The sequence below is a fragment of the Bacillus aquiflavi genome (assembly GCF_019915265.1).
GTDB classification, from domain to species: domain Bacteria; phylum Bacillota; class Bacilli; order Bacillales; family Cytobacillaceae; genus Bacillus_BT; species Bacillus_BT aquiflavi.
The window spans coordinates 396,585-418,553 of sequence record NZ_CP082780.1 but is presented as its reverse complement, the minus strand read 5'-3'; the positions used below and the strand labels follow the sequence as shown (position 1 = coordinate 418,553).

20 protein-coding genes and 2 pseudogenes are annotated in these 21,969 nt (G+C 36.5%); 3 read left to right on the top strand and 19 right to left on the bottom strand.

Annotated features, from left to right (window positions below; all coding sequences use genetic code 11):
• Window position 1: 1 nt before the first annotated feature.
• The 7 genes from K6959_RS02100 to blaOXA all read right to left on the bottom strand — a co-directional run bounded on the left by K6959_RS02100 (window position 2) and on the right by blaOXA (window position 4,334).
• A complete protein-coding gene (locus K6959_RS02100) occupies window positions 2-367 on the bottom strand; it encodes a hypothetical protein (RefSeq protein ID WP_223087502.1) in 366 nt (121 codons plus the stop codon).
• A 5-nt stretch (window positions 368-372) separates the two neighbouring features.
• A complete protein-coding gene (locus tag K6959_RS02095) occupies window positions 373-693 on the bottom strand; it encodes a hypothetical protein (RefSeq protein WP_223087500.1) in 321 nt (106 codons plus the stop codon).
• Entirely contained in the window at window positions 690-1,061 is a 372-nt protein-coding gene (locus K6959_RS02090) for a hypothetical protein (protein WP_223087498.1), read from the bottom strand. Before K6959_RS02090 ends, K6959_RS02095 begins: the two co-directional genes overlap by 4 nt.
• Window positions 1,062-1,098: 37 nt before the next feature.
• Window positions 1,099-1,317: a DUF4176 domain-containing protein gene (locus tag K6959_RS02085; RefSeq protein ID WP_223087496.1), complete on the bottom strand. Its 219-nt coding sequence runs from the start codon at window positions 1,315-1,317 to the stop codon at window positions 1,099-1,101.
• Window positions 1,256-1,453 (bottom strand): DUF4176 domain-containing protein, encoded by a 198-nt coding sequence (locus K6959_RS02080; protein ID WP_223087495.1) that lies wholly within the window; start codon window positions 1,451-1,453, stop codon window positions 1,256-1,258. Before K6959_RS02080 ends, K6959_RS02085 begins: the two co-directional genes overlap by 62 nt.
• 362 nt (window positions 1,454-1,815) lie before the next feature.
• Complete coding sequence (locus tag K6959_RS02075; protein WP_223087493.1) at window positions 1,816-3,255, bottom strand: YcdB/YcdC domain-containing protein; 1,440 nt, start codon at window positions 3,253-3,255, stop codon at window positions 1,816-1,818.
• A gap of 272 nt (window positions 3,256-3,527) precedes the next feature.
• Window positions 3,528-4,334: a class D beta-lactamase gene (blaOXA, locus tag K6959_RS02070; RefSeq protein WP_223087491.1), complete on the bottom strand. Its 807-nt coding sequence runs from the start codon at window positions 4,332-4,334 to the stop codon at window positions 3,528-3,530.
• A gap of 374 nt (window positions 4,335-4,708) precedes the next feature.
• Here blaOXA and K6959_RS19505 point away from each other — a divergent pair, with 374 nt between their 5' ends.
• The gene (locus K6959_RS19505; protein ID WP_163241254.1) at window positions 4,709-4,894 is read left to right on the top strand and encodes a DUF1980 domain-containing protein; all 186 of its coding nucleotides are present in this window, start codon (window positions 4,709-4,711) and stop codon (window positions 4,892-4,894) included.
• Window positions 4,895-5,095: 201 nt separating this feature from the next.
• On the opposite strand, the pseudogene K6959_RS02060 reads toward K6959_RS19505, so the two are convergent.
• Window positions 5,096-6,065, bottom strand: a pseudogene (locus tag K6959_RS02060) (DMT family transporter).
• Between the two features lie 322 nt (window positions 6,066-6,387).
• Between K6959_RS02060 and K6959_RS02055 the strand changes: the two are divergent.
• Window positions 6,388-8,319, top strand: coding sequence for a heavy metal translocating P-type ATPase (locus tag K6959_RS02055; protein ID WP_163241234.1), 1,932 nt, complete (start codon window positions 6,388-6,390; stop codon window positions 8,317-8,319).
• Between the two features lie 377 nt (window positions 8,320-8,696).
• On the opposite strand, the gene K6959_RS02050 is transcribed toward K6959_RS02055, so the two are convergent.
• From K6959_RS02050 to K6959_RS02040, 3 genes are read right to left on the bottom strand one after another with little or no spacing between them, the layout of a single operon-like run.
• The gene (locus K6959_RS02050) at window positions 8,697-9,533 is read right to left on the bottom strand and encodes a YihY/virulence factor BrkB family protein (protein ID WP_223088280.1); all 837 of its coding nucleotides are present in this window, start codon (window positions 9,531-9,533) and stop codon (window positions 8,697-8,699) included.
• Window positions 9,534-9,586: 53 nt separating this feature from the next.
• The gene (locus tag K6959_RS02045; protein WP_223087489.1) at window positions 9,587-9,916 is read right to left on the bottom strand and encodes a DUF1216 domain-containing protein; all 330 of its coding nucleotides are present in this window, start codon (window positions 9,914-9,916) and stop codon (window positions 9,587-9,589) included.
• A gap of 11 nt (window positions 9,917-9,927) precedes the next feature.
• Entirely contained in the window at window positions 9,928-10,401 is a 474-nt protein-coding gene (locus K6959_RS02040; protein ID WP_163241230.1) for a low molecular weight protein-tyrosine-phosphatase, read from the bottom strand.
• A gap of 169 nt (window positions 10,402-10,570) precedes the next feature.
• Between K6959_RS02040 and K6959_RS02035 the strand changes: the two genes are divergently transcribed.
• Window positions 10,571-10,795: a DUF1128 domain-containing protein gene (locus K6959_RS02035; RefSeq protein WP_223088278.1), complete on the top strand. Its 225-nt coding sequence runs from the start codon at window positions 10,571-10,573 to the stop codon at window positions 10,793-10,795.
• Between the two features lie 232 nt (window positions 10,796-11,027).
• Here the strand turns inward: K6959_RS02035 and K6959_RS02030 are convergent, their stop codons facing one another.
• The 8 genes and pseudogenes from K6959_RS02030 to K6959_RS18660 all read right to left on the bottom strand — a co-directional run bounded on the left by K6959_RS02030 (window position 11,028) and on the right by K6959_RS18660 (window position 21,757).
• Complete coding sequence (locus K6959_RS02030) at window positions 11,028-11,624, bottom strand: molecular chaperone TorD family protein (RefSeq protein ID WP_223087488.1); 597 nt, start codon at window positions 11,622-11,624, stop codon at window positions 11,028-11,030.
• 6 nt (window positions 11,625-11,630) lie between these two features.
• A complete protein-coding gene (locus K6959_RS02025; protein ID WP_223087487.1) occupies window positions 11,631-14,741 on the bottom strand; it encodes a molybdopterin-dependent oxidoreductase in 3,111 nt (1,036 codons plus the stop codon).
• Window positions 14,731-15,996 carry an NrfD/PsrC family molybdoenzyme membrane anchor subunit gene (gene nrfD, locus K6959_RS02020; RefSeq protein ID WP_163241222.1) on the bottom strand — a complete coding sequence of 422 codons (1,266 nt, stop codon included), beginning with the start codon at window positions 15,994-15,996 and terminating at the stop codon, window positions 14,731-14,733. Before nrfD ends, K6959_RS02025 begins: the two co-directional genes overlap by 11 nt.
• 11 nt (window positions 15,997-16,007) lie before the next feature.
• Window positions 16,008-16,901 carry a 4Fe-4S dicluster domain-containing protein gene (locus tag K6959_RS02015; protein ID WP_163241220.1) on the bottom strand — a complete coding sequence of 298 codons (894 nt, stop codon included), beginning with the start codon at window positions 16,899-16,901 and terminating at the stop codon, window positions 16,008-16,010.
• Between the two features lie 19 nt (window positions 16,902-16,920).
• Entirely contained in the window at window positions 16,921-17,124 is a 204-nt protein-coding gene (tatA, locus tag K6959_RS02010; protein WP_163241218.1) for a twin-arginine translocase TatA/TatE family subunit, read from the bottom strand.
• 247 nt (window positions 17,125-17,371) lie between these two features.
• The gene (locus K6959_RS02005; protein ID WP_163241216.1) at window positions 17,372-18,703 is read right to left on the bottom strand and encodes a sigma-54-dependent transcriptional regulator; all 1,332 of its coding nucleotides are present in this window, start codon (window positions 18,701-18,703) and stop codon (window positions 17,372-17,374) included.
• On the bottom strand, window positions 18,672-20,783 hold the full coding sequence (locus K6959_RS02000) for a PAS domain-containing sensor histidine kinase (RefSeq protein ID WP_223087485.1): 2,112 nt from the start codon (window positions 20,781-20,783) through the stop codon (window positions 18,672-18,674). Before K6959_RS02000 ends, K6959_RS02005 begins: the two co-directional genes overlap by 32 nt.
• Window positions 20,780-21,757 (bottom strand): annotated as a pseudogene (locus K6959_RS18660) (ABC transporter substrate-binding protein). The gene K6959_RS02000 and the pseudogene K6959_RS18660 overlap by 4 nt, the downstream one beginning before the upstream one ends.
• Window positions 21,758-21,969: the final 212 nt, after the last annotated feature.

The following is a 21,969-nucleotide window of genomic DNA, read 5'->3' as shown; positions in this document are numbered from 1 at the left end:
GCTAATCTAGTTTCCCATATAGATCTTCCATTTGTTTCGTTTCGTAAGTTTGATAGCTTGTTGTGTCTGAACTTGATGTGTGATACATTGCAGCTAATTCTGCGTCTGTGTTCGTAAATTGAGTGGCCATTTCTGAAGCATTATCTTGGAGTGTGACGATATTATTTGCTAAAACTTCCATTAAGTTAATGAGCGAATCGACATAATGATGAATGCCTGCTAAGCTTGTATGCTCAAATCCTTGTTCTTCTAAATTTCGCTTAAACTGAATGAGCGTCCCGATCATCGATTCAGCTTGAAATCGCTCTTCGAAAAGTGTTTGATATAGTTCCCCTATGCGCTCAGGATCAATTTTAATTTGTCCCATTTACATCACCCTTCTCTATCGAACATATTTTTACTTTTTTGTTCGGCAGTTACTATTTCGACATCTGTCGTCTGGATGAGATGAAGCAATTTTTCAATATATTGCTCGGCTAATTTTGTTCCTTCGACATATTGTTGAACAACTTCTTGATAACTTTCAATTGATTCCCCGGATAAGTCGGCAAAAACTAAGTTAAACTTAGAGACGATCCGATTTGTTGAATCAATGAACGCATCTAATTGCGTTTGTACTTTCGTCATCCCAGTCATTGTTTTTTCAGAATCATATTCAATGTTGGCGCTGCCTTTTCCAGCTGTCGTCGTCATACATATCCACCTTTCACGAGCATGGTTTTGACACTCGAATCGATTTTCGTTGTCGTTACATAAAGCGAGCGTTCCGCTTGCGGAATCCCTACTAATTTCCTCGCATGATCATGATAAGAGGACATTTTCTCCATTTCTAACGTTTGTTTTCGTGTACGCAATACAGTCAACAAGGCGCTATACTTTTGATCATAATAAAGGAGAAACGTATCTAATCTTTCAAATAGGTCCTCCGACGCTGTTTTTGCTAGACTATGATTCCAATCGCTTGAACTGATTGGTGCTAGACAAACGTGATCAATGCCGTCAAGATTTGATAATTGTTGAATGGCAGTTTCTAAACGGCGAATCCGTGTATCATAATCCATCCTCTTCGTCCCCTTTCCTTCATCTATAGTGCCTTTTTTATTCAATTAAAAACTCGTCGTTTACTCGTCCTTTTTTTTTTAACGGTGTCAGTTGTTCCCAATCTTTTATAAAATGTAGAAGCTGAGCTTCTTCCGCTTCGGCATATCCGGTAAATATCACTTCGTAAATATCCTCATCATTGAAAAAATATACTTCATCTTCTGCCATTCCGACAGGATAGCGACATGCCATATAATCCAAATAAAACATTTTCATGATTTATATTTTCAACAATTGGTTTCCGACCAATAATCATTAACTTTTCTTCTCCACGTTCTAATAGAACGATGCTTCCAAGCGGTAACATTGTTTTCACCTCATCTTCATTAAAAAAGCGGATTCTGCACGTCATAATCTTCGGCAAAAATATGTTTAATTTTAGTATGTAAGATGACAATATTGTTACTAATATTAATATTTTATTACTCTATCATCAATATTTTTTTTGTCATTTCTCGAAAAAAAAGGTATTTTATCATCTTAACTAATAATCATTCTTTTGTTGGATATGATTTAATTTCACTAATTTTATGTTTATGTCATCATCAATCACGAGAATGTAGGATTTCACTGTTTCACCAGATTTTTATCGAAGTTTACGTTTAAGAGTATTTTTAATACATGTATTAAGATAGTAAACTAAAATATTATTATTTATCCCCCTTTAAAAAAATTTTTCATCTTTTTAATCATACTTATGAACCTAATTTTTGCTTACATATCTATCTTTTCTGAAATAACTGCTCCTGTCAGGGCATCAATATAACGAATAGGAGTCCCAGTATGCCGATTGTATGCTTGATAGACTAAGCGATCACCCTTTTGTTCGCTATCATAATTTTCGTTCCATTCTAATTTAAAATCTAGATGATTGAAAAATATTTCTTTCGCTTCTTTACTAGAGAGAACCGGTTCAACAGAGACGTCACTCAGTTGTTCGATATCAAAATCAACTCCGCTATAATAATCAATTTGTCCTGTCTTACGATTAACTACAACACTTACTATTCCTAAGTGAATTGGGGTACCATGTCCGTTATGGATATTGAAATCAAATGGAATTGTCATGACATTATCATTCGCTTCTTGTTCTCTGACAATCAATTGCAAACACTGATGATACTTCGGATTTATCTTTTGTAAAAAATCAATAGCCCTTTGATAACAATCATCACGATCAAGTTGAAGATTGCCGTTTCTGTCATGTAACCGCATAAGACTTCTAAGTTTACCCGTTTTCTTTGAGATAATGGCTTTGACTGTATCTTCTGAATGTCTCTTAAAAAAATTTTCTATCGATAAATCACTTTCCTCCATCTTCCAATTGCGTTCACGCCAAACAATACCTAATTCTTCTCCCATATCTATTTCACGAATAACTTCCATCTTCTCGGTAATTCCTATAATCTCTTCAAGAGATAATTCTTGAATTTCGGTCGTACTTGCTGGAACAGGCAGTGCGATATAGTTTTCTGGCTCGTCTTCTTCATGTATAAGCGTTAAAGTTGGTTCCAAAACATCCGCTTTATATTTTATGAAAGAAGGCTCCGGTTGATAAACCAAACATAGCCCCTCTTCCTTTACATCATGAAGGGAAGTAAGCACATTAGTAATGGTTAACTGAAAATCCATTGTTTTTTGTAAGTGCTTTCTCAGTTTTTCTTTTTCAATCAGCTTTGTTGGGGTATTAGGAATCTTTTTTACACCTTTATAGTGAAATTCAATAATCATTCCATCTGGCGCAACATCAATTAAACAGCCAGATTGATCTAATGGTAGACCCATTACAATTTGTCCATAATAAAAACGAGCTCCATGGACCAATTTTTTTGTCCGGTAAAAAGTTAAGTCCTTTAATGCCTCCGGATAATGACTAATTAAGAATTGTTCAGCGCGCTCTCTTCTTTCTTTCAAACTTAAAGGAGGCATAACAGCATGTTGATCCTTTTTCTCAACTGATAACCTTGTCAATTTCAATTTACCTGCAAGATCGAGAGAGAGAGAAATACCTTCATCTTGTTCTTCATTCGTCCAGGAAAACATCGCCTCACCCTTTCCATTTTCCCCCTCAATATATTCCTCTATTACGGGTTGAAAGCGATCAGGAATGTCCACAAAAGATGTTGCAAGTTTCTTTAATTCTTCTTTTAACAACTTATTCACCACCGCAATTATAATAATGATTCTTTTATGAAAATATTGTCGCTTCCAGGAAAACTCTTGTTTTCCCCTTGATAAAAAATAGGCACTTTATCATCATCGCACCTTTCCTTTACTTCTAAAAGACGATAGATTCTTTATAGATTGTCAAACTACAACATTCTATGACTTCGTTAGTGCAATTCCACCTTGCATAAATTTTTTCAATGATTCGGATTACTATCGAAAATAGCGCCAAATTCTCACATTTTATTTATAATAAATGCCTATTCCGTCATTAAATGATATTTCTTTAAAATGTCCATTGTAATATGTTTAGCGTCTGCACTCGTTCCAACAATATTTGTAACAAAACTATATGCCTGATTACCTGCTTCTATAAAACCAACATACCAGCCTAGATCTGACCCTTGTCCAGTTTTTCCGTAAAGGGTATAATTATCGCCTTCTTTCTGGATCATTATCCGTTTAACAGTTTTCATAACACTTTTATCAAATGGAAGTTTCTCTTTATACAACGCTTCCATAAATTTTGCTTGTTCAATTGGTGAAATCTTGAGTGAGCTGCTTAACCAAAACTGATCAATTCCCCCACTAATATCTCGGTTACCATAAGATATTCTGTGAATCCACTCTTCCATTCGTTCCTCTCCGATATCACATGCCATTGCTTGATAATACCAAACTACAGAGTGCCTTAAACCAGATCCAAGCGTATGATCCTGGTTCCAGACTTCTATTTCTCGTACCACACCATCCCAATACTTAATATCATATTCATCTTCTACAGCGCCTACTTGCAAACCAATAAGCGCATTAGGTATTTTAAAAGTTGATTGCGGTGCAAACCTTTGATTGGCTCGGTCAATGTTAAAGATAAATGAACGACCGTTTTTTATGTTACGTAATATGAACGTTCCGTCATATTCAGTAAAAAATTCATCAACTTTAATCTTTTTCATATTTAGATTGTTATTGGCTGCGTAAGATTCTTTTGGAGGATCAACACTTATAAATAGAACCACTGCACCAAGTAGTAGTAACAAAACTGCTAGATTTTTAAGTTGTTTCATATTCTAATCTCCTCGTATATTAGTAGTTAAATCCCTCTTTATAATAATTCCCAGTAGATTTATCATCCTCAATAGAGGACTCAAAATAAATTATACACAAAATTAAAAAACCCCACAAATAACACCACTGAAGTTAATTAATTACAGTATCCACCGCCCTTAAACCCTCATTTACCTAGCAATTCATTTTCATCATCATTCATTTGCGTCAACAGTATATTAATAGAAGCTTGCCTTTTGTATTAATAGGCATTCTTATCGCATGTATTATTCCAATCTTTGTATCTGAAGAATATATTCAAAGATGGATTCTAAAAATTAATTTATAGCCGTAATCATAGTTGTGTAATCGGAGACCTATTCCCAGCCTGTGAATATGGAATCATTCCGATGGTCATCATTGTTGTCATCATTATGATCATGGAGATTCTTCTTTTAATATTAAAAAATTAATTTCCTATTTAATTATTGCTGCTCCTTTAATGACTAGCTTTTTCCTTCCAGCTAAAGTGCTCGATGCCTCAATGGCAAATAAAAAAGGGGGAATGTTGGTTCTGTAACAAAAGCCGAAAGAAGATCGAATTGATCATCAGATTTATGTCTAAGGAGAATTTTCGTTAAATGAAAATGACTCAATAAATGTTGAAGATAAAAAAAAAATGTCAACCGAAGAATACAAGCCGTACCTTTATCCAATAAGTATTAAAATTTTGGCTATAATCATAACGCAAACGATAAAAACCTTGCTTTTCCAATATAAATTAAGAAAAAAAACAAGGTTTTTTTTTATTTTTTATGAGTCCTTTTTCTGTGTTTTTTACTGCTGGACGGTTCACAATGATAATTCCCGAAACGACAAGTGCTAATCCTAAAAACACAATATAATGAAGCGTCTCGTCTAGTAAAATCGCTGAAAGAATAACGCCAAACACTGGAATGAGGAATAAATATAGAGATACTTTACCAACTTGATTATATTTCATTACATTATTCCATAAAATAAACCCTGCTGCCGAAAGAAAAGCTAAATATAACAAAATCATGAATGATTGCATATCAAAAGTAAATGGAAAAAACCCGGAAGTAACTCCGCCAATAACTACTAATCCAAGAGAGCCAAGAATCATTTGATACGAAGTTAAATAAATGACATCCATTTTCTGACTTCCATTGCGCGCCAAAATATTTCCATACGCTCCTGAAACCATGGCGAATAATAGTAAAATCTCACCAATACCGAATGAAAGCTGTAAATCCCCTTTCGGTAAATTAACGAGGATTACACCTGAAAAGCCGATAAGTAAACCGATACTTTTCATTCGATTTACCCGATCATCTTCATACATGAAATGAGCAATAATAATTTGGAAAAGAGACGTTGTCCCTGCAATAATCGATCCTTGAATTCCTGTAGAATAGCTTAAACCAATGTAAAAAAACACATACTGAAAAAAAGTTTGTACAAACGCCGATTTTTACTAACGTTACGATATGAACTCTTCTTAGTTTCATATCTTTTTTTAGCAAGCGAAAAATAAAATAAACCAGAAGACCCGCGAGTAAAAACCGATAGCCTGCAAACAGCAGTTGCTCTCCAATTTCATCAGGCTTAATATCGAGCTTCTCATAGCTTAATTTTATAAAAGGAAATGCACTTCCCCATAAAAACGCTGCACCCGCCGCAGAAATCATCAGTCCGAGAGGATGAGTAAAAAATGCTTTTGCGTTCATGAATATGATCCTTTCTATATATGGCGGTTTCATAGTGCCATATTGATTGCAAATTCTTCCTTTATACGTTAGAATGATATTAAAAGAACTAACAATTAATATTATCATGTTCTAACAAAGAATAGTGGACAAAAGCACAAGCCTTTCTTTTTAAAATTGAATATCATACCTTTACGTTTTATGCTTTGCTGTCATCAATTGATGACAGCTTTCGTGTTTTTAAGGGAGTATTGAAGGTGATTATTTTTCTCAATTACAACAAAAAATTAACATCATTTGTTGTATATAGTCCAAACTAATTATATATATGGAGGGGATAAGCATGAGTAGTTGCAGTGATTCAAAACCATTGATTAGACAAAAAGAAGCAGATGAAAATACCTTTCTGAAAAAGTTGAAACAGCATGGAGAATTAATCGCCGCCATTATGAGTGGAATATTAATTGGAGCTGGATGGTTATTAGATAAATCGAATATGAATACTCCATCTATCGTTGCGTATTTGCTTGCTTTCGTCATTGGCGGATTTGCAAAGGCTAAAGAAGGTATAGAAGAAACGATAAAAAATAAAGATCTTAATGTCGAAATGCTCATGATTTTTGCTGCAATCGGTTCAGCCATTATCGGCTATTGGGCTGAGGGTGCAATTTTAATCTTTATTTTTTCTTTGAGCGGTGCATTAGAAACGTACACAATGAACAAAAGCCATAAAGAAATTTCATCTCTAATGGAACTTCAGCCTGAGGAAGCTTTACGAATAGCGGATGGCAAAGAAGAAATTGTTCACGTGTCAGAATTGAATGTTGGTGATCATATTTTAGTTAAACCGGGTGAAAATGTACCGACAGACGGGGTCATTATTCAAGGGCAAACAACGATTAACGAGGCGGCTATTACTGGTGAGTCGATGCCAGTCTCTAAAGGACTCGATCATGAAGTATTTGCAACTACTGTAAATATTACTGGTTCGATTACAGTAAAAGTAACAAAACCTAGCAGTGAAACACTGTTTAATAAAATTATTGAGCTCGTTCAATCTGCACAAAGTGAAAAATCTCCTTCTCAGCTTTTTATCGAACGTTTTGAAGGCACATACGTAAAAGTAGTCTTAGCAGTTGTGATTTTGATGATGTTTCTCCCCCATTATTTATTTGGATGGAGCTGGACTGACACATTTTATCGTGCAATGATCTTGCTAGTTGTTGCATCACCTTGTGCATTGATGGCATCAATTATGCCGGCTACACTGTCAGCGATCTCGAACGGGGCTAAAAATGGTATTCTTTTCAAAGGTGGAATGCATTTAGAAAACTTAAGTCATTTAAATGCGATCGCCTTTGATAAAACAGGTACACTGACGAAAGGGACACCAGAAGTAACTGACTTCGTCGGAAAAGAAGGATTATCTAAAGAAAACATTTTATTAGTCACAGGTTCGATTGAAAATCATTCAACCCATCCACTTGCACAAGCAATCGTCAAATACGCAAGAAAACATGGCAATGGTGATTTGTTAAACATTGAAACAGTTGAAGATGTAACTGGTTTTGGTGTAAAAGCAGTAGTTGATGGAGAAGAGTGGAAAATTGGAAAAGCTGATTTTGTTGGGAAGGAAGAAGCAGGGAATTTCGCCAACGGCGTCGCAAAACAGCTAGCTTCTGAAGGAAAAACAATTGTGTTTGTGAAAAAAAATAACACGGTCGCTGCCGTTCTCGCTTTAAAAGATGTCGTGCGTGAAGAAACGAAAGCAGCTATTGATGAACTAAAAAAAGCAGGTATCTATACGATTATGTTAACAGGTGATAGTGAAAAAACAGCCCAAGCTATCGCTGCTGAAACTCATGTTGATGAATATATTGCTGAATGTTTGCCAGAAACAAAAGTAGAGGAGCTAAAGCAACTAAAAAAACGCTATGATACAGTGGCAATGGTTGGGGACGGCATTAATGATGCACCAGCGTTAGCAACAGCTAATATCGGAATTGCAATGGGAGAAGGAACTGATGTTGCGCTTGAAACAGCTGATATTGTCTTAATGAAAAATGACTTACCGCGCATTGCTGAAGCAATCCGGCTTTCCAAGCGGATGAATCGAATCGTCAAACAAAATATCGTTTTTTCCCTAGCCGTGATCATGCTATTAATTGCATCAAACTTTTTACAAATACTAGACCTTCCGTACGGTGTCATTGGCCATGAAGGCAGCACCATTTTAGTCATTTTGAATGGTTTGCGTTTGTTGAAAAAACAATAAACATCAGTTTAAAAAGCCGGCAAATAAAGCCGGCTTTTTTAAAGCAAATGCCCTCATACTTGGTTGAAAAACGTTTCTCAGTAAGATGCGCAACAGAAGGCGAAAGCGAATTGAATAAGTGTTCACAACAAAGTGCAAGCAAACGAAACAATGTGCTAAGCTTTTTTAATGATAACTATTTTGACCATTTGCTGAGCTTGATGTTTTCTGTTTTGGACGATCTTTTCCCTTTTGCTTCGTTCCTCCATTTTTGCTCGATTGCTTTGTCATCGTATCCCTCCTTAAAGTGTTCCATTTATAGTTTGTGATAAGAACGCTTTATCATAACGGGAAATTTAAGGATGCTGCATAATATGCTAATAAGCAGGTGATTTAATTTATGAGGCGAAGTTTTTTTCCTTATTTTTCAACGTTATTAATGCATTGATTTCCCCGCCGATTATAATAATAATGCCTGATAAATAAAACCAAATCATTAGAACGATAATCGCCCCAATGCTTCCATATGTAGTTGAATAATGGCCGAAATTACTTACATAGTATGAAAAAGCCAATGATGAAACTGCCCAGCCTATCGTTGAAAATACAGCTCCAGGAATAGCGCTAAACATCGATAGCTTTTTATTTGGTGCTACCCAATAAAGAACGGTAAAAACTAAAAATGGGATAAGAGAGCTTGCCAACAATCGAATAGTACTCCAAATTGATAAATATTGTTCTGATAGTCCAAGTGAAGTAAACAAAAAAACACCAATTTCCCTGCCAAACACTTGAAGAAGCAAGGCAATAATAAATACAAAAATCATTAAAAATGTCAGTACGATGGCCATACCTCTTGCGAGAAGAAATGGTCTGTTTTCTGCCACATCATAAGCTTTATTTAACGCCCTGACAATTGCATTAATTCCATTTGAAGCAGACCAAAGAGTGGCAATAATTCCAAATGATAATAGTTTTCCGTTTTGACTGCTCATAATATCATTCAAATTTGACTCAATTAACTGCATCGTCTCACCTGGAGCAAAATGGCGAATCACTCCAAGTAAATCTTCTTGAGAAAGCTGGATAAAAGGTAATAACGTCATAAGGAAAATTAACAGTGGAAAAAGAGATAATAGGAAAAAAAACGCTAGCTGTGCAGCTAAACCTGAGACGTCATGCCGCTGAATCCGCATGATTAAATCACGTAAAAAAACCGGAATCGCTCGTACCATAAAAATTAGGAAATACCTATTCAACTCCTTTTTTACCCTTATATCCAACTATTTCATTCATCAATTTTTGATTTTTCAGAGGAAAAAGTTTCTTTCGTTTCTTGAACAATCTCCACTACTTGAGGTGTCACTTCTTTTACTTTTTCAGTTATAAATGTAACATCTTCATTGACTTGTTCAAAAGTTGTTTTCATTTTTCCAGTTGTTTCTTTTACTTGCTCAACAACAATATTTGGATTTTTCATTAAGTGAACAATTTTATCTTTTCTTTCACGACAGTTTTGAAAAACACATTGCCGTGTATTTTTATCTAGTAAACTGAGCATTCCTCCAACAATTGCACCTAACATAATCCCTTTCATAAATTTACTTGAATTTCCCATCTATTCTCCTCCTAGTTAAGCTTATTTTCTTTTTTTATGTATTGTAATAACATTTCACAACTTTCTTTCAAAAGCTCATATACCTCTTCAAAGTTCCCTGTAAAATATGGATCAGGAACATCTTTAAGCTGACTATTTTTCGAAAAGTCTAATAGTCTCCCAATATATGCCTTTGGATGTGCTTTTGCTAACTGCTTAATATCGTTCTCATTTGTTCGGTCCATTGCAATTACATAATCAAACTCATGTAAATCAGCTGCCGTTATTTGACGGGCTTTCAAACCTTCTCCGTTAATTTCATACTTCTTTAAAATTTCTCTAGTTCCCTTATGCGGCGGTTCGCCAACGTGCCAATTTCCTGTTCCAGCAGAATCAACAACCATTTTATCTTCTAGTCCTTCCCTCTTAACAAGGTGACGAAACATTGCTTCTGCCATTGGTGAACGACAAATATTTCCAAGACAAACAAATAAAACTTTAATCATCAATTATTCCTCCTTCTTTTCATTTTCCTCGATTTGGTACCTTCCATGCAAGCCTTACGTTAAATATACTTTCCATTTTCATCACTGTCCTTATTTTTATTTGACATCAGCAATTAAAAATGAAAAGATTATTTGTAATGAAAAACTTCCATAGGAGAGGATGGACAATTTGGATTTAACTAAAAAGACTGCCGATAACATTGAGTATATGATAGAAAAAAATAAAAACAAGTTAAAAATCTTGAACTTAGGTGCTGTAAAGCCTTCTCATTTTGATGAGGAAATGTATGAAGAATTAAAAGAAATTTTTGACCTTGTAATGAAAAAGACGTCATTTAGTCCAAATGAAATGCAAGCCATTGCAGAAGAATTAGGGAGTCTTCGAAAAAAATAAGCGTAAGGGAAGGCATACTTTCTCCAAAAAAATGAAAATGGTGTCCGAATTGTTGAATTTTTACACCAAAGCAAATTAAAGCAGATTGCTAAAAAGCTGAATGAAAACGCTTATCAATCGGGGCGTACAGCATGAGGCGGAAGCGAATTGAACTTGTTATGCATGACTTCGTTTGACAACAGTCTAGGCGTCCGAAATATTCTATTTCGGACGCCTTTCGCAAATAAACTATTCACGATGCGGCACTTGACCACTCATTTCTCATCGTTTCATTAAAAAAGGTTAGAAATTCTTGAAAGAAGCGGTGGCGAATTTTCCCCTTTGCATAGTTACTTAAAGGCTGCAAAACAGGAATGATATATTCTATCAACATTTTCTCTTCTAATTTACGAAGTTGCTTGAAATAAACGGTTTCGTTTAAATTTATCGCCTTTATTTGCTCCTGTAACACTGAGCTTAAAAAAGCTGTTAAACATCCGAAATGGTCAGGGTAATACTCTTTTTCAAGTGGGAAATAAAATCCTGTTTTTTCATATATGCCAATTAAACAGAGAAGATTTTCTTTTTTCTTTTCTTTTTTACAATCATTTAATACGTATGATGAAAAGTACGGCGGAACAAAATAATCCCCTGGAATGAAGAAATGATTTTCATACCAAAGCTTCACTTGCTCCCGATTATAATATCGATGAAACACGAACTGCTTTTTTACTTTCTTAGGCATTTGCTTAAAAATTTCTTCATAATGCTCCCAATCTCCAAACCATATACTTGATAATATATTTGCAAGCGCTAATTTTCCAGAGCATTCTTCCTTCATTCCCATCATTGCTATTCACCTCTCTACTTTTTGAATATCGACGTAAACATTTTGCTGCGCTGGTCCGCCCGCAATTGAATCGGCGAGAAATCCTTCAAAATAACTATCGTCTTTCTCGGCTAACGCATTGACAGAGAAGCCTTTTCCACGCGGCTGTCCATAGCCGGACTCTTCATGAAGCGGCTTGTCAAATTCAAATGGCAAATGACCATTTTTCTTTGTTCCCTTTACTACTTTCCCATCGATTTTTACATTTTTTGCTCCGTAAGCAAAATGGCCAAAGCTATAATTTGCGCCAACGACACCGGGCTTAATTCCTGGAGTCACTAGTGCTGTGCCCTTTGCTTTTGCGCTATTGGAAACGATTAATACCGTATCTCCAGTAGCAATTCCTTTTTTCTTTGCATCTATCGGATTGACCCATACATAATTTTCTGATCGTATCTCTCTTAACCATGCATTATTTTCAGTTCGGTGAGTTGCGACGTTGCGCGACTTCCAATTAATAAACTGCAGCGGTTTAACTGACATATACACTTTTCCATTATACTGTTTGATGTCATCAGCAATCGGAACTCCTTCAAAAAAATCGCCAGTATATGCACTTTTAAAGCCGGCCACTTTTTCATCATAGAAATGAACAAGCTGACCAAACTGATATTTAAGATGATTACCTATATACTCATCTCCTTGCGGTTCAAACCTGCCGCCGCGGTTCAAGACGTAAACGACTTTTTTCCATTCCTCCGGCTTTACTGCATTTTTTAGCTTATTCATGTCAAAGTATTTTCCTAAAGCATTTTTGCGGGCTTTTTCAAACAGCGTTAATTCTTCTGCATTTGCATCTTTTACTGGCTTATCACCATCAAAAGCAATATTTGCAATTCTTTTAATATAGTAATCCTCTGGACAATGAAGTGGTGAACCATCTGTAAAAGCGTGATCGCCAACGCCTGGAAGCCCCATTTCCTTTAAAAGATCAATATATATTTGTTCCGTTTGTCTTGCATTAGGTACAACACGTGTAACTGGTTGAATGACACCAGCAAATTTATATTTTAAAATTGGGAAAATATCCTCTGCATTCCAGCTTTCCAAGTAAGATAAGTCTGGCAAAATGTAGTCGGCATACTTTGTTGTTTCCCCTATTACAATATCGGATGAGACAACAAGCTCGACAACTTTTGGATCTCTAATAAATTTTTCCTGCATATGTGAGCGTGGTGCTGACATAATTGGCGATGTTCGATTTAAAAGGATGGCCCGAATTTTATACGGATACCCTTCTGCTGCACTTGGAAGCACGTCATGAATGAGTTTATTTCCAATAGGATACCAAGGGCGTTTCGCTGGATAACCGTCCCTTTCAAATAAGGATGTTTTTTCATACGGAACTTTATGTCTAGTTACCGGGATGCCCCAAGAATGGTTTGCATTCGGTACTGTTACTAAATCGTACCGTCCCTCTGTCGCTTTATATTTTCCGCCCATTGCCGTATCCCCACCCTTCCAATCGTGGTTACCGACTAGATGGTTTAACATATTAATGGCGCGAACACTGTAATATCCATTTGCATGCATTGCTGGACCGCGGTAAGAGTGAATTCCAACCTTTTTACCGTGTGAAGTGAATTCACGTGCTAATTGGACGATTTGTTCAACCGGAACATCACATAGGCTTGAATATTCTTCAAATGATTTTTCCATTACTTTATCTTTAAAAATCTTAAACACTGATTTTACTTTTATTCCGTTTATTTCTGTATCAACTTCAAGATCACCTTTTGTTGCATTTGCATGTAAAACTGGTTTTCCATTTTCGAAAACGACAAACGATTCTTCTCCGCCATTTAAACGGAGATCTGCTGCACGAAGGAAGGGGCGCTTTTGATCACTTACATTCACTAAATAAGTCGCATCACTCCAAGTTACTTCTCCGTCAAGCGCTGCAGCATTTTTGTTTGGATTTGTTAAATACACATCATCGTAACGATGATTTTCAATGATCCAGCGGCACATTGCCAGAGCTAGTGCACCATCACCTCCCGGTTTTACTGGTACCCACATATGTGCTTTTTCAGCCGTCTTGCTAAAACGCGGATCAATAACGATCATCTTCATTCCGCGTTCAATTGCATTTGTAATTTGCGGAGCAAATGTTGTCGGGCCCCTGTTTGCAACTAATGGATTTGTCCCCCAAACGATAACGAGCTCAGCATTTTCATAATCTGGAATCATCCGCTTTTTCTGTTTTGTTGCATCATGTGAACGGACATTGCCCATTACACTCATAATTCCACAATAACCGCCATGATCAAAGAAATTCGCAGTTCCGATACTGCCGAGAGCAAGCCGTTCAATAAATTCCCGCCGATGTCCCGCCATTACAACGATTTGATTTGACTTTGGTCCAAAATCTGGGTGGTTTGTATCAATTAATACATCTTCATACTTTGCGGAAAATACAGCCTTCTCCATTTCACCCTTCTTCACTTTTTCCCAATCTTTCATTACAACGTCCTCAGAAGCATAAGCCCAAATTTCTTTCAAACCAGGAGTCCCAAGTGTTTTACTTCCGTCTAATATTTCTTTATAAGCCTCTTCCCAGCTAATTGATTTCCATACACCGCTTCCTCGTTCTCCAACACGCTTTAACGGTGTTTGCACCCGATATGCATCATATGCCGTTTGAATCCCTGCTTGACCTTTTAAACATGTACGCCCGCCTCTATAACCTCGTCCTAATTTTGCCACATCACCCGTTCCTTTCACCGCTTGCTTAATCGGTGTATCGTAGTTAATATGGCCATACGGTACCGGTCCAATTGGACTATATTGGTTTCCAGCTATCTTTCTCACGATAGATGAATAAGGACCAGCAGGATTTCCAGCGACAATATAGGCTTTAATTGTGCAACTAGCATTACATTGCTGACACGATGTAAAAATGACATTTTCCGCCGTATAATCTTGATAATCAGTTCCTATGCCATGAGGTTTATCAATCCATACCCCATTGACAACTTGTTTAATCGGACCGACAAAAGCTGGACCAACAAAGGCGATTGCCCCGAGAGCTCCCAATGCTTTTATAAAGCTTCGCCGATTCATTTTCTTATTTTCCACCGCTCGTCACCTCTTTAGCATCCATTTCATCAATCGGAAGAAGTTTTTCACCAAATGTATAAATAAGAAGCCCCATCGCGACAACACCTATACTTACCATCCACTCTCTTAACGTAGGAAAATAATCACCCCATGGGAGCTCATGGAATAGCGGCACGATAAGTGAAGGCACAACGATATTAAAACGGACTCCAATGATGCCAATTACAATTAAGATCGCCGCTAATAATAAGGCGTTTGCTGAGTTTTTTGTTTTTTTCCAAAAAACAATTGTGATCGGTACAACTGCGCCAAGGAATATTTGAATACCCCAGTAAGACCAGGAGTAACGACTTGCCATCATCGTTCCTAACGTATTTAAATGCTCTTTCTCAAGACCATATACAGCCGTTAAATTTTCGTAAAATTGAAGACCGAGATCGATCATGAGGAAAGCAACCATTAAATTGGCTAACGATTTAATCATTCTCATATCAATCGGCTGCTTCTGCGCTTTTTTCTTAATGACATACATAGCTAGCAATAAAGCTGTCCCGGACACCATAGCTGAAACGACGAAAATAATTGGAAACAGTGCTGTATTCCAGCCTGGTCGCGCTTTTACTAATGCAAAAATTGTTCCTGTTCCGCCGTGGACCCCGATAATAGCTATCGGAATGCCAATTGTTCCAAGTATTTTCATCCACATATGATCACGTTTTTTCGTGTAAGCATTAATTGTCGCATTTTTAAAGGTGATTAGCTTAGCTATTTTTCCTTTTATTGTATAATTATATTTTTGAGCTAACTGAACTAAATCTTCACGCATCGCTATATATAATTCAACACTTAAAAGTGCAATATAGACTAGGTAAAAGTGGACTTCCCAAGCGAGAGCAGAAGTTACGTTCCAATAAATAACTGCATTGAGAAATCGTTCAGGGCGCCCTAAATCCATTAAAACGAAAGTTAATGCAACAATCATACAAACAATTGCAGTAAACAACGCCGCTTTACCGATTCGCTCATATTCCTTCATTCCGAATACGAAAATTAATGTCGATAATAGAAACGAGCCTGCACTTAGCCCAACGAAAAATATATAAAAAGCAATCCATGCCCCCCATGGGGTAATACTTGATAGATTCGTAGTTGATAAACCAAATACTAACCGTTCAATGATAAAATAGCCGCCAAACGCAAAGCCTATTAATAAGAAAGTTACCCAAATTTTAAATGCAGCTGATTTTTTTGGTGCTTCAACTAAATTTGCCACTCCATTCCCTCCTAACGTAAGTAAATAACGCTTGGCTCTGTTCCCAGCTCCTCTTTTAAACGAAACGCCCGTGGACTTGCGGCAAGCTTTGATACGGTACTATTCGGATCATTAATATCGCCAAAAAAGCGGGCATCTCCGATACATGTTTCAACACAAGCCGGTTCTTCACCACGCTCAAGGCGATGGAAACAAAAGCTGCATTTGCGAATTGTCCCGACCGGTGTCTTCCCCTTCTTCCGTTCGCCGCGATCTACTCCGTACTCAGGGCTCGTGACATCATTGTAGCCGAGCATTTCCTCGTAGCTATCACCAAAATCATATGAACGTGCACCGTATGGACATGCAACAATACAATAACGACAACCAATACAGCGGTCATTATCGATAGCAACGATACCATTATCAAGCTTATACGTTGCTCTTGTCGGACACACTTGTACACATGGAGGTTGATCACATTGCATACACGGCCGCGGCAAGTTGACGAGTGATACGTTTGGAAAATCCCCGCTCATTTGCTCCATCACAACGTTATAAGAAATACCTGGCGGTGTACGATTTTCTGCCTTACAAGAAACGGTACAAGTATCACACCCGACGCATTTCTGTAAATCAATGACCATCACCCACTTTGGGCCTTTCCCGTTATTTTTTTTCTGTTGCTCCTCACCTGCCGCATAATACTTTCCGAATTCTTTTGTTAATGAGGACGAATATACTTTATGAAAATCGGCAATTTTCATTTGACCGCTTAATACTTTTCTTGCATCACGAGCCATATTTAAACCAAGCTTTGAATCATAAGGAGATTTGGCCAACTCTTTTCGAGGGTTAGGTAAGATGCTGTCAATGATTTGGCTGTACTCTTTTGGCTGTACTTGTTTTTTTGAAAAAAGCCCCATTTCTATCACCTCTGCTTACTTATTTCGTTGTCTTTTTAATTTCGTTTATATCTTCCTCTACCTCTTCTGTTACATCACTTGTCAGCTCTTTCGCGGATTTTTTAAATTCTTGTAATGTTTGACCAACGGCTCTGCCAATTTCGGGTAATTTTTTTGGACCAAAAATAATTAGTGCTAATACGAGAATTAAAATTAAGCCTGGGATACCGATATTTGATAACATGACACCCACTCCTTTTAAGTTTATTTACTATATTTATTTGCAAGTTTCATGCCATTTTGGTTTTGATTTTAAAATTAAAAGATCACAGCCATTCCTGCTGCTTATTTTGCGTATGTTTCATGAATTCGTAATTACTAAAATAAGCTACAAAAAAGCGATTGATCCGGGTGTTCCCAGAGAGCAATCGCTTTCATCATGTGACATTTTGTCACGTCTTGCTTATTTGTCACCTGTCATTTTGTCTTGATCATTCTTTAAATTGAAACTGTTCAATTTTCCGATATAAATTCCGTACACTAATTCCTAATATTTTCGCCGCTTTCGTCTTATTCCAGTTCGTATCAGTTAAGACAGCATAAATATGCTCTTTTTCAAGATCTTCTAACGTTCGTGATGTTTCTTTCAGCATAGAAATCTTCCCTTTTTGACGCGGAAGAAGTAAATCATCCGCCTCAATTACGTCTCCATTTGACAATAATAACCCGCGTTCAATTAAATGGTGAAGCTCTCTTACATTTCCAGGAAAGTCATACGTAGATAATTGCTTCAATGCTTCAGCTGAAAGTTTTTTATACGTTTTATTTGCCTTTTGTAGAAAAAAATCAATAAATAAAGGAATATCTTCTTTTCGTTCCCGCAGCGGTGGTATGGTTAATTTTACAACATTCAAGCGATAGTAAAGATCATCGCGAAAGTTCCCATTATCAACCTCATTTTCAAGATAACGATTTGTTGCCGTGACAATCCGAACTTGTACTTTTCTTTCGCGGACATCTCCAACCCGTCTAAATTCACCTGTTTCTAAAAATCTTAATAGCTTCACTTGAACAGGAAGCGGCATCTCGCCAATCTCATCTAAAAAAAGAGTCCCTCCATTAGCCGCTTCAACTAACCCTTTTTTATCTTTATTTGCCCCAGTAAACGCTCCTTTTACATGACCAAATAATTCACTTTCCAAAAGCTGTTCAGGTAAAGCGCCAGAATTTACAGCAACAAATGGTTCATCTGCTCGACAGCTCCAATAATGTAATGCTTTAGCAAATAGTTCTTTTCCAGTTCCGCTTTCCCCCTCGATTAAGACAGGAACTTCACTATCAGCTATTTTTTTTGTCAATTCAAGAACCTCTTTAAACTTTGAACTTTCTCCAATAATGTGAAATTTATTTTGCTGCTCAATTATTTTCCGCATACTGTCATTTTTTTCTTTTAATAATTTATTTTCACTCGCCTTTGCGATTGTCATTTCTAACTCTGATAAGTTGTATGGCTTCGTTAAATAGTCAAACGCTCCAAGCTTCATTGCCTTAATTGCTGTTTCAATCGTTCCGTGGCCGGTTAACATGAGGACCTCTGTTTCCTGTTGGATCATTTTCGTTTCTTTTAGCAGCGAAATCCCGTCCATTTTTGGCAGCCGAATATCATAGATTGCAACGTCATAAATATTTTTCTTTAACAACAACAGCGCTTCTTCAGCATTTGTTGCTTCATCAACTTGAAACCCTTTGCGCCTTAATCTCCTTACAATAATTTCAAGTAAATCTTTCTCATCATCGACGACTAAAAGCTTTGTTATCCGCATCGTTCTCCTCCTCTATTCTCGGTGCAATCGGTAAACGAACTTCGACTGTCGTTCCTACTCCTACTTGACTATTCATTTGGATCTCTCCGCCGAACTGTTGAATAATCCCGTAGCATACGGATAGACCAAGTCCTGTTCCTTTCCCGACCGGCTTCGTCGTATAAAATGGATCAAACAGCTTTGACAGCTCTTCTTTACGAATGCCAACACCTGAATCCTTTACGGTTAAAACAACGTACTCTCGATCTTTACATGCAGCAATCGTCATTGTTCCTTCTTCCTCTATTGCATCGATTCCATTATGAAGTAAATTTACTAACACTTGCATTAAGTTTAAGCTATCCCCTAAAATTGGCGGTAAATTAGGTTCTATTTCAAGTTGCAACTGGATTTGATGTTTTTTAAATAAGTAATCAACAAGATTAATACTGTTTTCGATCGTTTCGTATATGTCAATACGAGTAACTGTCCAATTCGATTTTCTAGAAAAATTAAGTAGATTCCTCGTTATTTTCTTACATCGTTCGGTATTTTCATTTATCTTTTTTAAGTAAAACTGGATTTCATCCCGTTCCAAATCTTCTAATTCTAATCGATCTGTCAAATCTTCAGCATACACATTAATGGTTGTTAAAGGATTGTTAACCTCATGAGCAAAACTAGATGCCATAAGACCTAGAGCAGAAAGCCGATCCGTCTGGATGATTTTTTCTTCCATTTCCTTTTGTTCTGTTACATCTTCAATTACAAGGAGAAACTCTCCTTCTGCTTCAATTGTATGATTTAATGAAAAAACACGATGGTGGAATACCTTTTCTTCCCCTGATTTTATTGTAAATTTCATAAACCGATCAGCCTGATGATTTTGTAAATCCGGGCACGTTATCGGACATTCTTGACAAGGCGTTCTTTTTCCACCGATAAGTGAATAACAAGGCAACGAAAGTTCCTTACGATTAAGCCATTCCTTTAGAATCGGATTCATCCATGTTACTTCATAATCTTTTGTTACAAGCGCTAGACCAGCACCAATTCCGTTCACAACTACGTTTAACCGTTCTTTCTCCTGTTCAAGTCTAAAAGACTTTTCCTGTAATTCCTCACTCATTTCATTAAACGAAACAGCGAGTTTTCCTAATTCATCCGTTCGTAATATGTTAATCGGTTTCGTACGATAGCCGATTTTTAACCGTTTCATTGCCCGCTCAATTAAAACGATTGGTGTTGTAAAGTATAGACCGGCATACACACTAATAAGGCTTACAATTAATGTAATAAAAATAACAACAATTAACCCATTCTGAAATAGCTCGTTAATCGGTCTAAAGGCTGTTGCTGTAGGTTGTTCCATGACAAGAGTCCAGTTAAGATCATCTATCCTCGTTTTTACCCCAAGAACGTCTTTTGACTTTGGAACAGTTTGAATTTGCCAAAGCTTGCTATAATCTTGATGAGCGATAACTCGATCGTTCTGATCTATTAAATATATATAAGAAGAATCGTCGTGGCGAGCGGAAGAAATTTTACCAATTATTTTTTGCAGTTGAACAATGACACCGATTCCTTTTCTCTCTCCAGCCTCAATATATGGGACAGCTGCCTTCATAACAGGCTGTCCCAATTCATTAAACTCGACTTCGCCATAAACTTGATCGTTTGTTTGCAAATCATACCACATTTCATCTGTAAACCATTTTTCATTTTCAAGCGCTAAATTTAACTTAAAGCGCGATACACGTTTTTCGACGATCCCGCCTTCATTTGTCATGACAATCTCTTCAATTGAAGTATTTTTGTGAAGTAATTCATAGAAACTGCCATTCTCACTGTTAGAGTCGTTAATTGAGGAGAGTAATTGAATTTGTTGCAACGTTTGATTAAATTCAAGCTCGATTTCATTTGATAAGTTTTTCAGCATTAACTCTTGCTTGTCTAAAATTCGTTCCTCTAAATCAGCTTTTACATAAAAATAATAATAAAGACTCATAGATAATAAAGGGATTGTAGACATCATCACCCCAAATACGAGTACTTTATTGCGGATCGGGTGAGAAAGAAGCCAGTTAATGATTCTTTTCATTTATCTTTAACTCCCTTATCCGGTTCTTTTAAGCGGACAAGCTCTGCGTTTGATAACATCTCATGATTCAAAGTAACCCCTAGTTGTTCACTTACTTGTTTGTTTATCATAAATCGGATGTTATCAGGCAGTTCAACTGGTAAATCTTTAGGAGCATTTCCTTGAACAATCGAGCTTACGTAACGAGCAGCCTGATATCCTTGTTCATAAAAACTAGCTCCATGACCTGCTAAAAAGCCTTTTTCTACTTCGTGCTCATATAGTGCCATTGATGGTAGATAATATTTCTTTATTAATTGTATAAATTCCTCTGTCAACGCTTCGATTCGAAAGCTTGGCAAAATGAGCAGTCCATCATTTTCTTCAATATTTTCGGCGATTTTATTTTTATAGCTACGATCTGCAACATTCCACGGAATCACTTCTAGGGAAAGCTTTCCAGCAGCTTCTACAGTTTCTTGTAAGCTTTAACGGCTCACTTCAATTTCTTCATCGTAAAGAAGATGAACTCGTTTTAGTGAAGGAATTAATTCTTTAAATAGCTCTAACCGTTTTCCAGAAATACTAGTATGGTAGTTGTTTATACCTGTATACTGTCCACCTGGACTTCGATAATCATTAATTAATCCTAACTCCTTCGGTGCGGCTACACCGGCAAATACGACAGGGATATATAGATTTTCTTTCTCCAATTTTTCTTTTAGTTGCACTGTTTCAATCCCGCCAAGCGTGACAATTACATGAGGCTGCTTGTTTAAAAGACTTGTAATCATTACTTCTAATTTATCTTGTTGTTCATTAGCATTTTTAACGATATATGTGAGCTCTTTATCTTTATAACCAATATCTGCAAGTCCCTTTTTTAATCCAGCAAGTTTTTCATAGCGATTCTCTCCAATCAATAAGACGCCTATTTTTATGGGAGGATCCGCTTTTTTTTCGATAAAGCTATAAAAAATGAACGAAATTGTCATTATGCTCAAAAAGAAAATAAACCATTTTATTTTCATATAAATTCTCCTTCAATTACACCTATGTAGCTTCACTATAACGAAAAAAAGGAATTCAATACCGAAGAAATTCGCAGAACTTTTTGAACTTAAAAAGAAAAAAATGATATTTTTCATAAGAATGAGGTTGGCTTGAAAGGGCAAACATAAGATTGAATATCAAATGTTTGATATCT

Excerpts from the sequence above, each read along its gene's own strand:
- K6959_RS02100 (WP_223087502.1), bottom strand. The coding sequence starts at position 367 with ATGGGACAAATTAAAATTGATCCTGAGCGCATAGGGGAACTATATCAA.
- K6959_RS02095 (WP_223087500.1), bottom strand. The coding sequence starts at position 693 with ATGACGACGACAGCTGGAAAAGGCAGCGCCAACATTGAATATGATTCT.
- K6959_RS02090 (WP_223087498.1), bottom strand. The coding sequence starts at position 1,061 with ATGGATTATGATACACGGATTCGCCGTTTAGAAACTGCCATTCAACAA.
- K6959_RS02085 (WP_223087496.1), bottom strand. The coding sequence starts at position 1,317 with ATGAAAATGTTTTATTTGGATTATATGGCATGTCGCTATCCTGTCGGA.
- K6959_RS02080 (WP_223087495.1), bottom strand. The coding sequence starts at position 1,453 with ATGACGTGCAGAATCCGCTTTTTTAATGAAGATGAGGTGAAAACAATG.
- blaOXA (WP_223087491.1), bottom strand. The coding sequence starts at position 4,334 with ATGAAACAACTTAAAAATCTAGCAGTTTTGTTACTACTACTTGGTGCA.
- K6959_RS02055 (WP_163241234.1), top strand. The coding sequence starts at position 6,388 with ATGAGTAGTTGCAGTGATTCAAAACCATTGATTAGACAAAAAGAAGCA.
- K6959_RS02050 (WP_223088280.1), bottom strand. The coding sequence starts at position 9,533 with ATGGTACGAGCGATTCCGGTTTTTTTACGTGATTTAATCATGCGGATT.
- K6959_RS02045 (WP_223087489.1), bottom strand. The coding sequence starts at position 9,916 with ATGGGAAATTCAAGTAAATTTATGAAAGGGATTATGTTAGGTGCAATT.
- K6959_RS02040 (WP_163241230.1), bottom strand. The coding sequence starts at position 10,401 with ATGATTAAAGTTTTATTTGTTTGTCTTGGAAATATTTGTCGTTCACCA.
- K6959_RS02030 (WP_223087488.1), bottom strand. The coding sequence starts at position 11,624 with ATGATGGGAATGAAGGAAGAATGCTCTGGAAAATTAGCGCTTGCAAAT.
- K6959_RS02015 (WP_163241220.1), bottom strand. The coding sequence starts at position 16,901 with ATGGGGCTTTTTTCAAAAAAACAAGTACAGCCAAAAGAGTACAGCCAA.
- tatA (WP_163241218.1), bottom strand. The coding sequence starts at position 17,124 with ATGTTATCAAATATCGGTATCCCAGGCTTAATTTTAATTCTCGTATTA.
- K6959_RS02005 (WP_163241216.1), bottom strand. The coding sequence starts at position 18,703 with ATGCGGATAACAAAGCTTTTAGTCGTCGATGATGAGAAAGATTTACTT.
- K6959_RS02000 (WP_223087485.1), bottom strand. The coding sequence starts at position 20,783 with ATGAAAAGAATCATTAACTGGCTTCTTTCTCACCCGATCCGCAATAAA.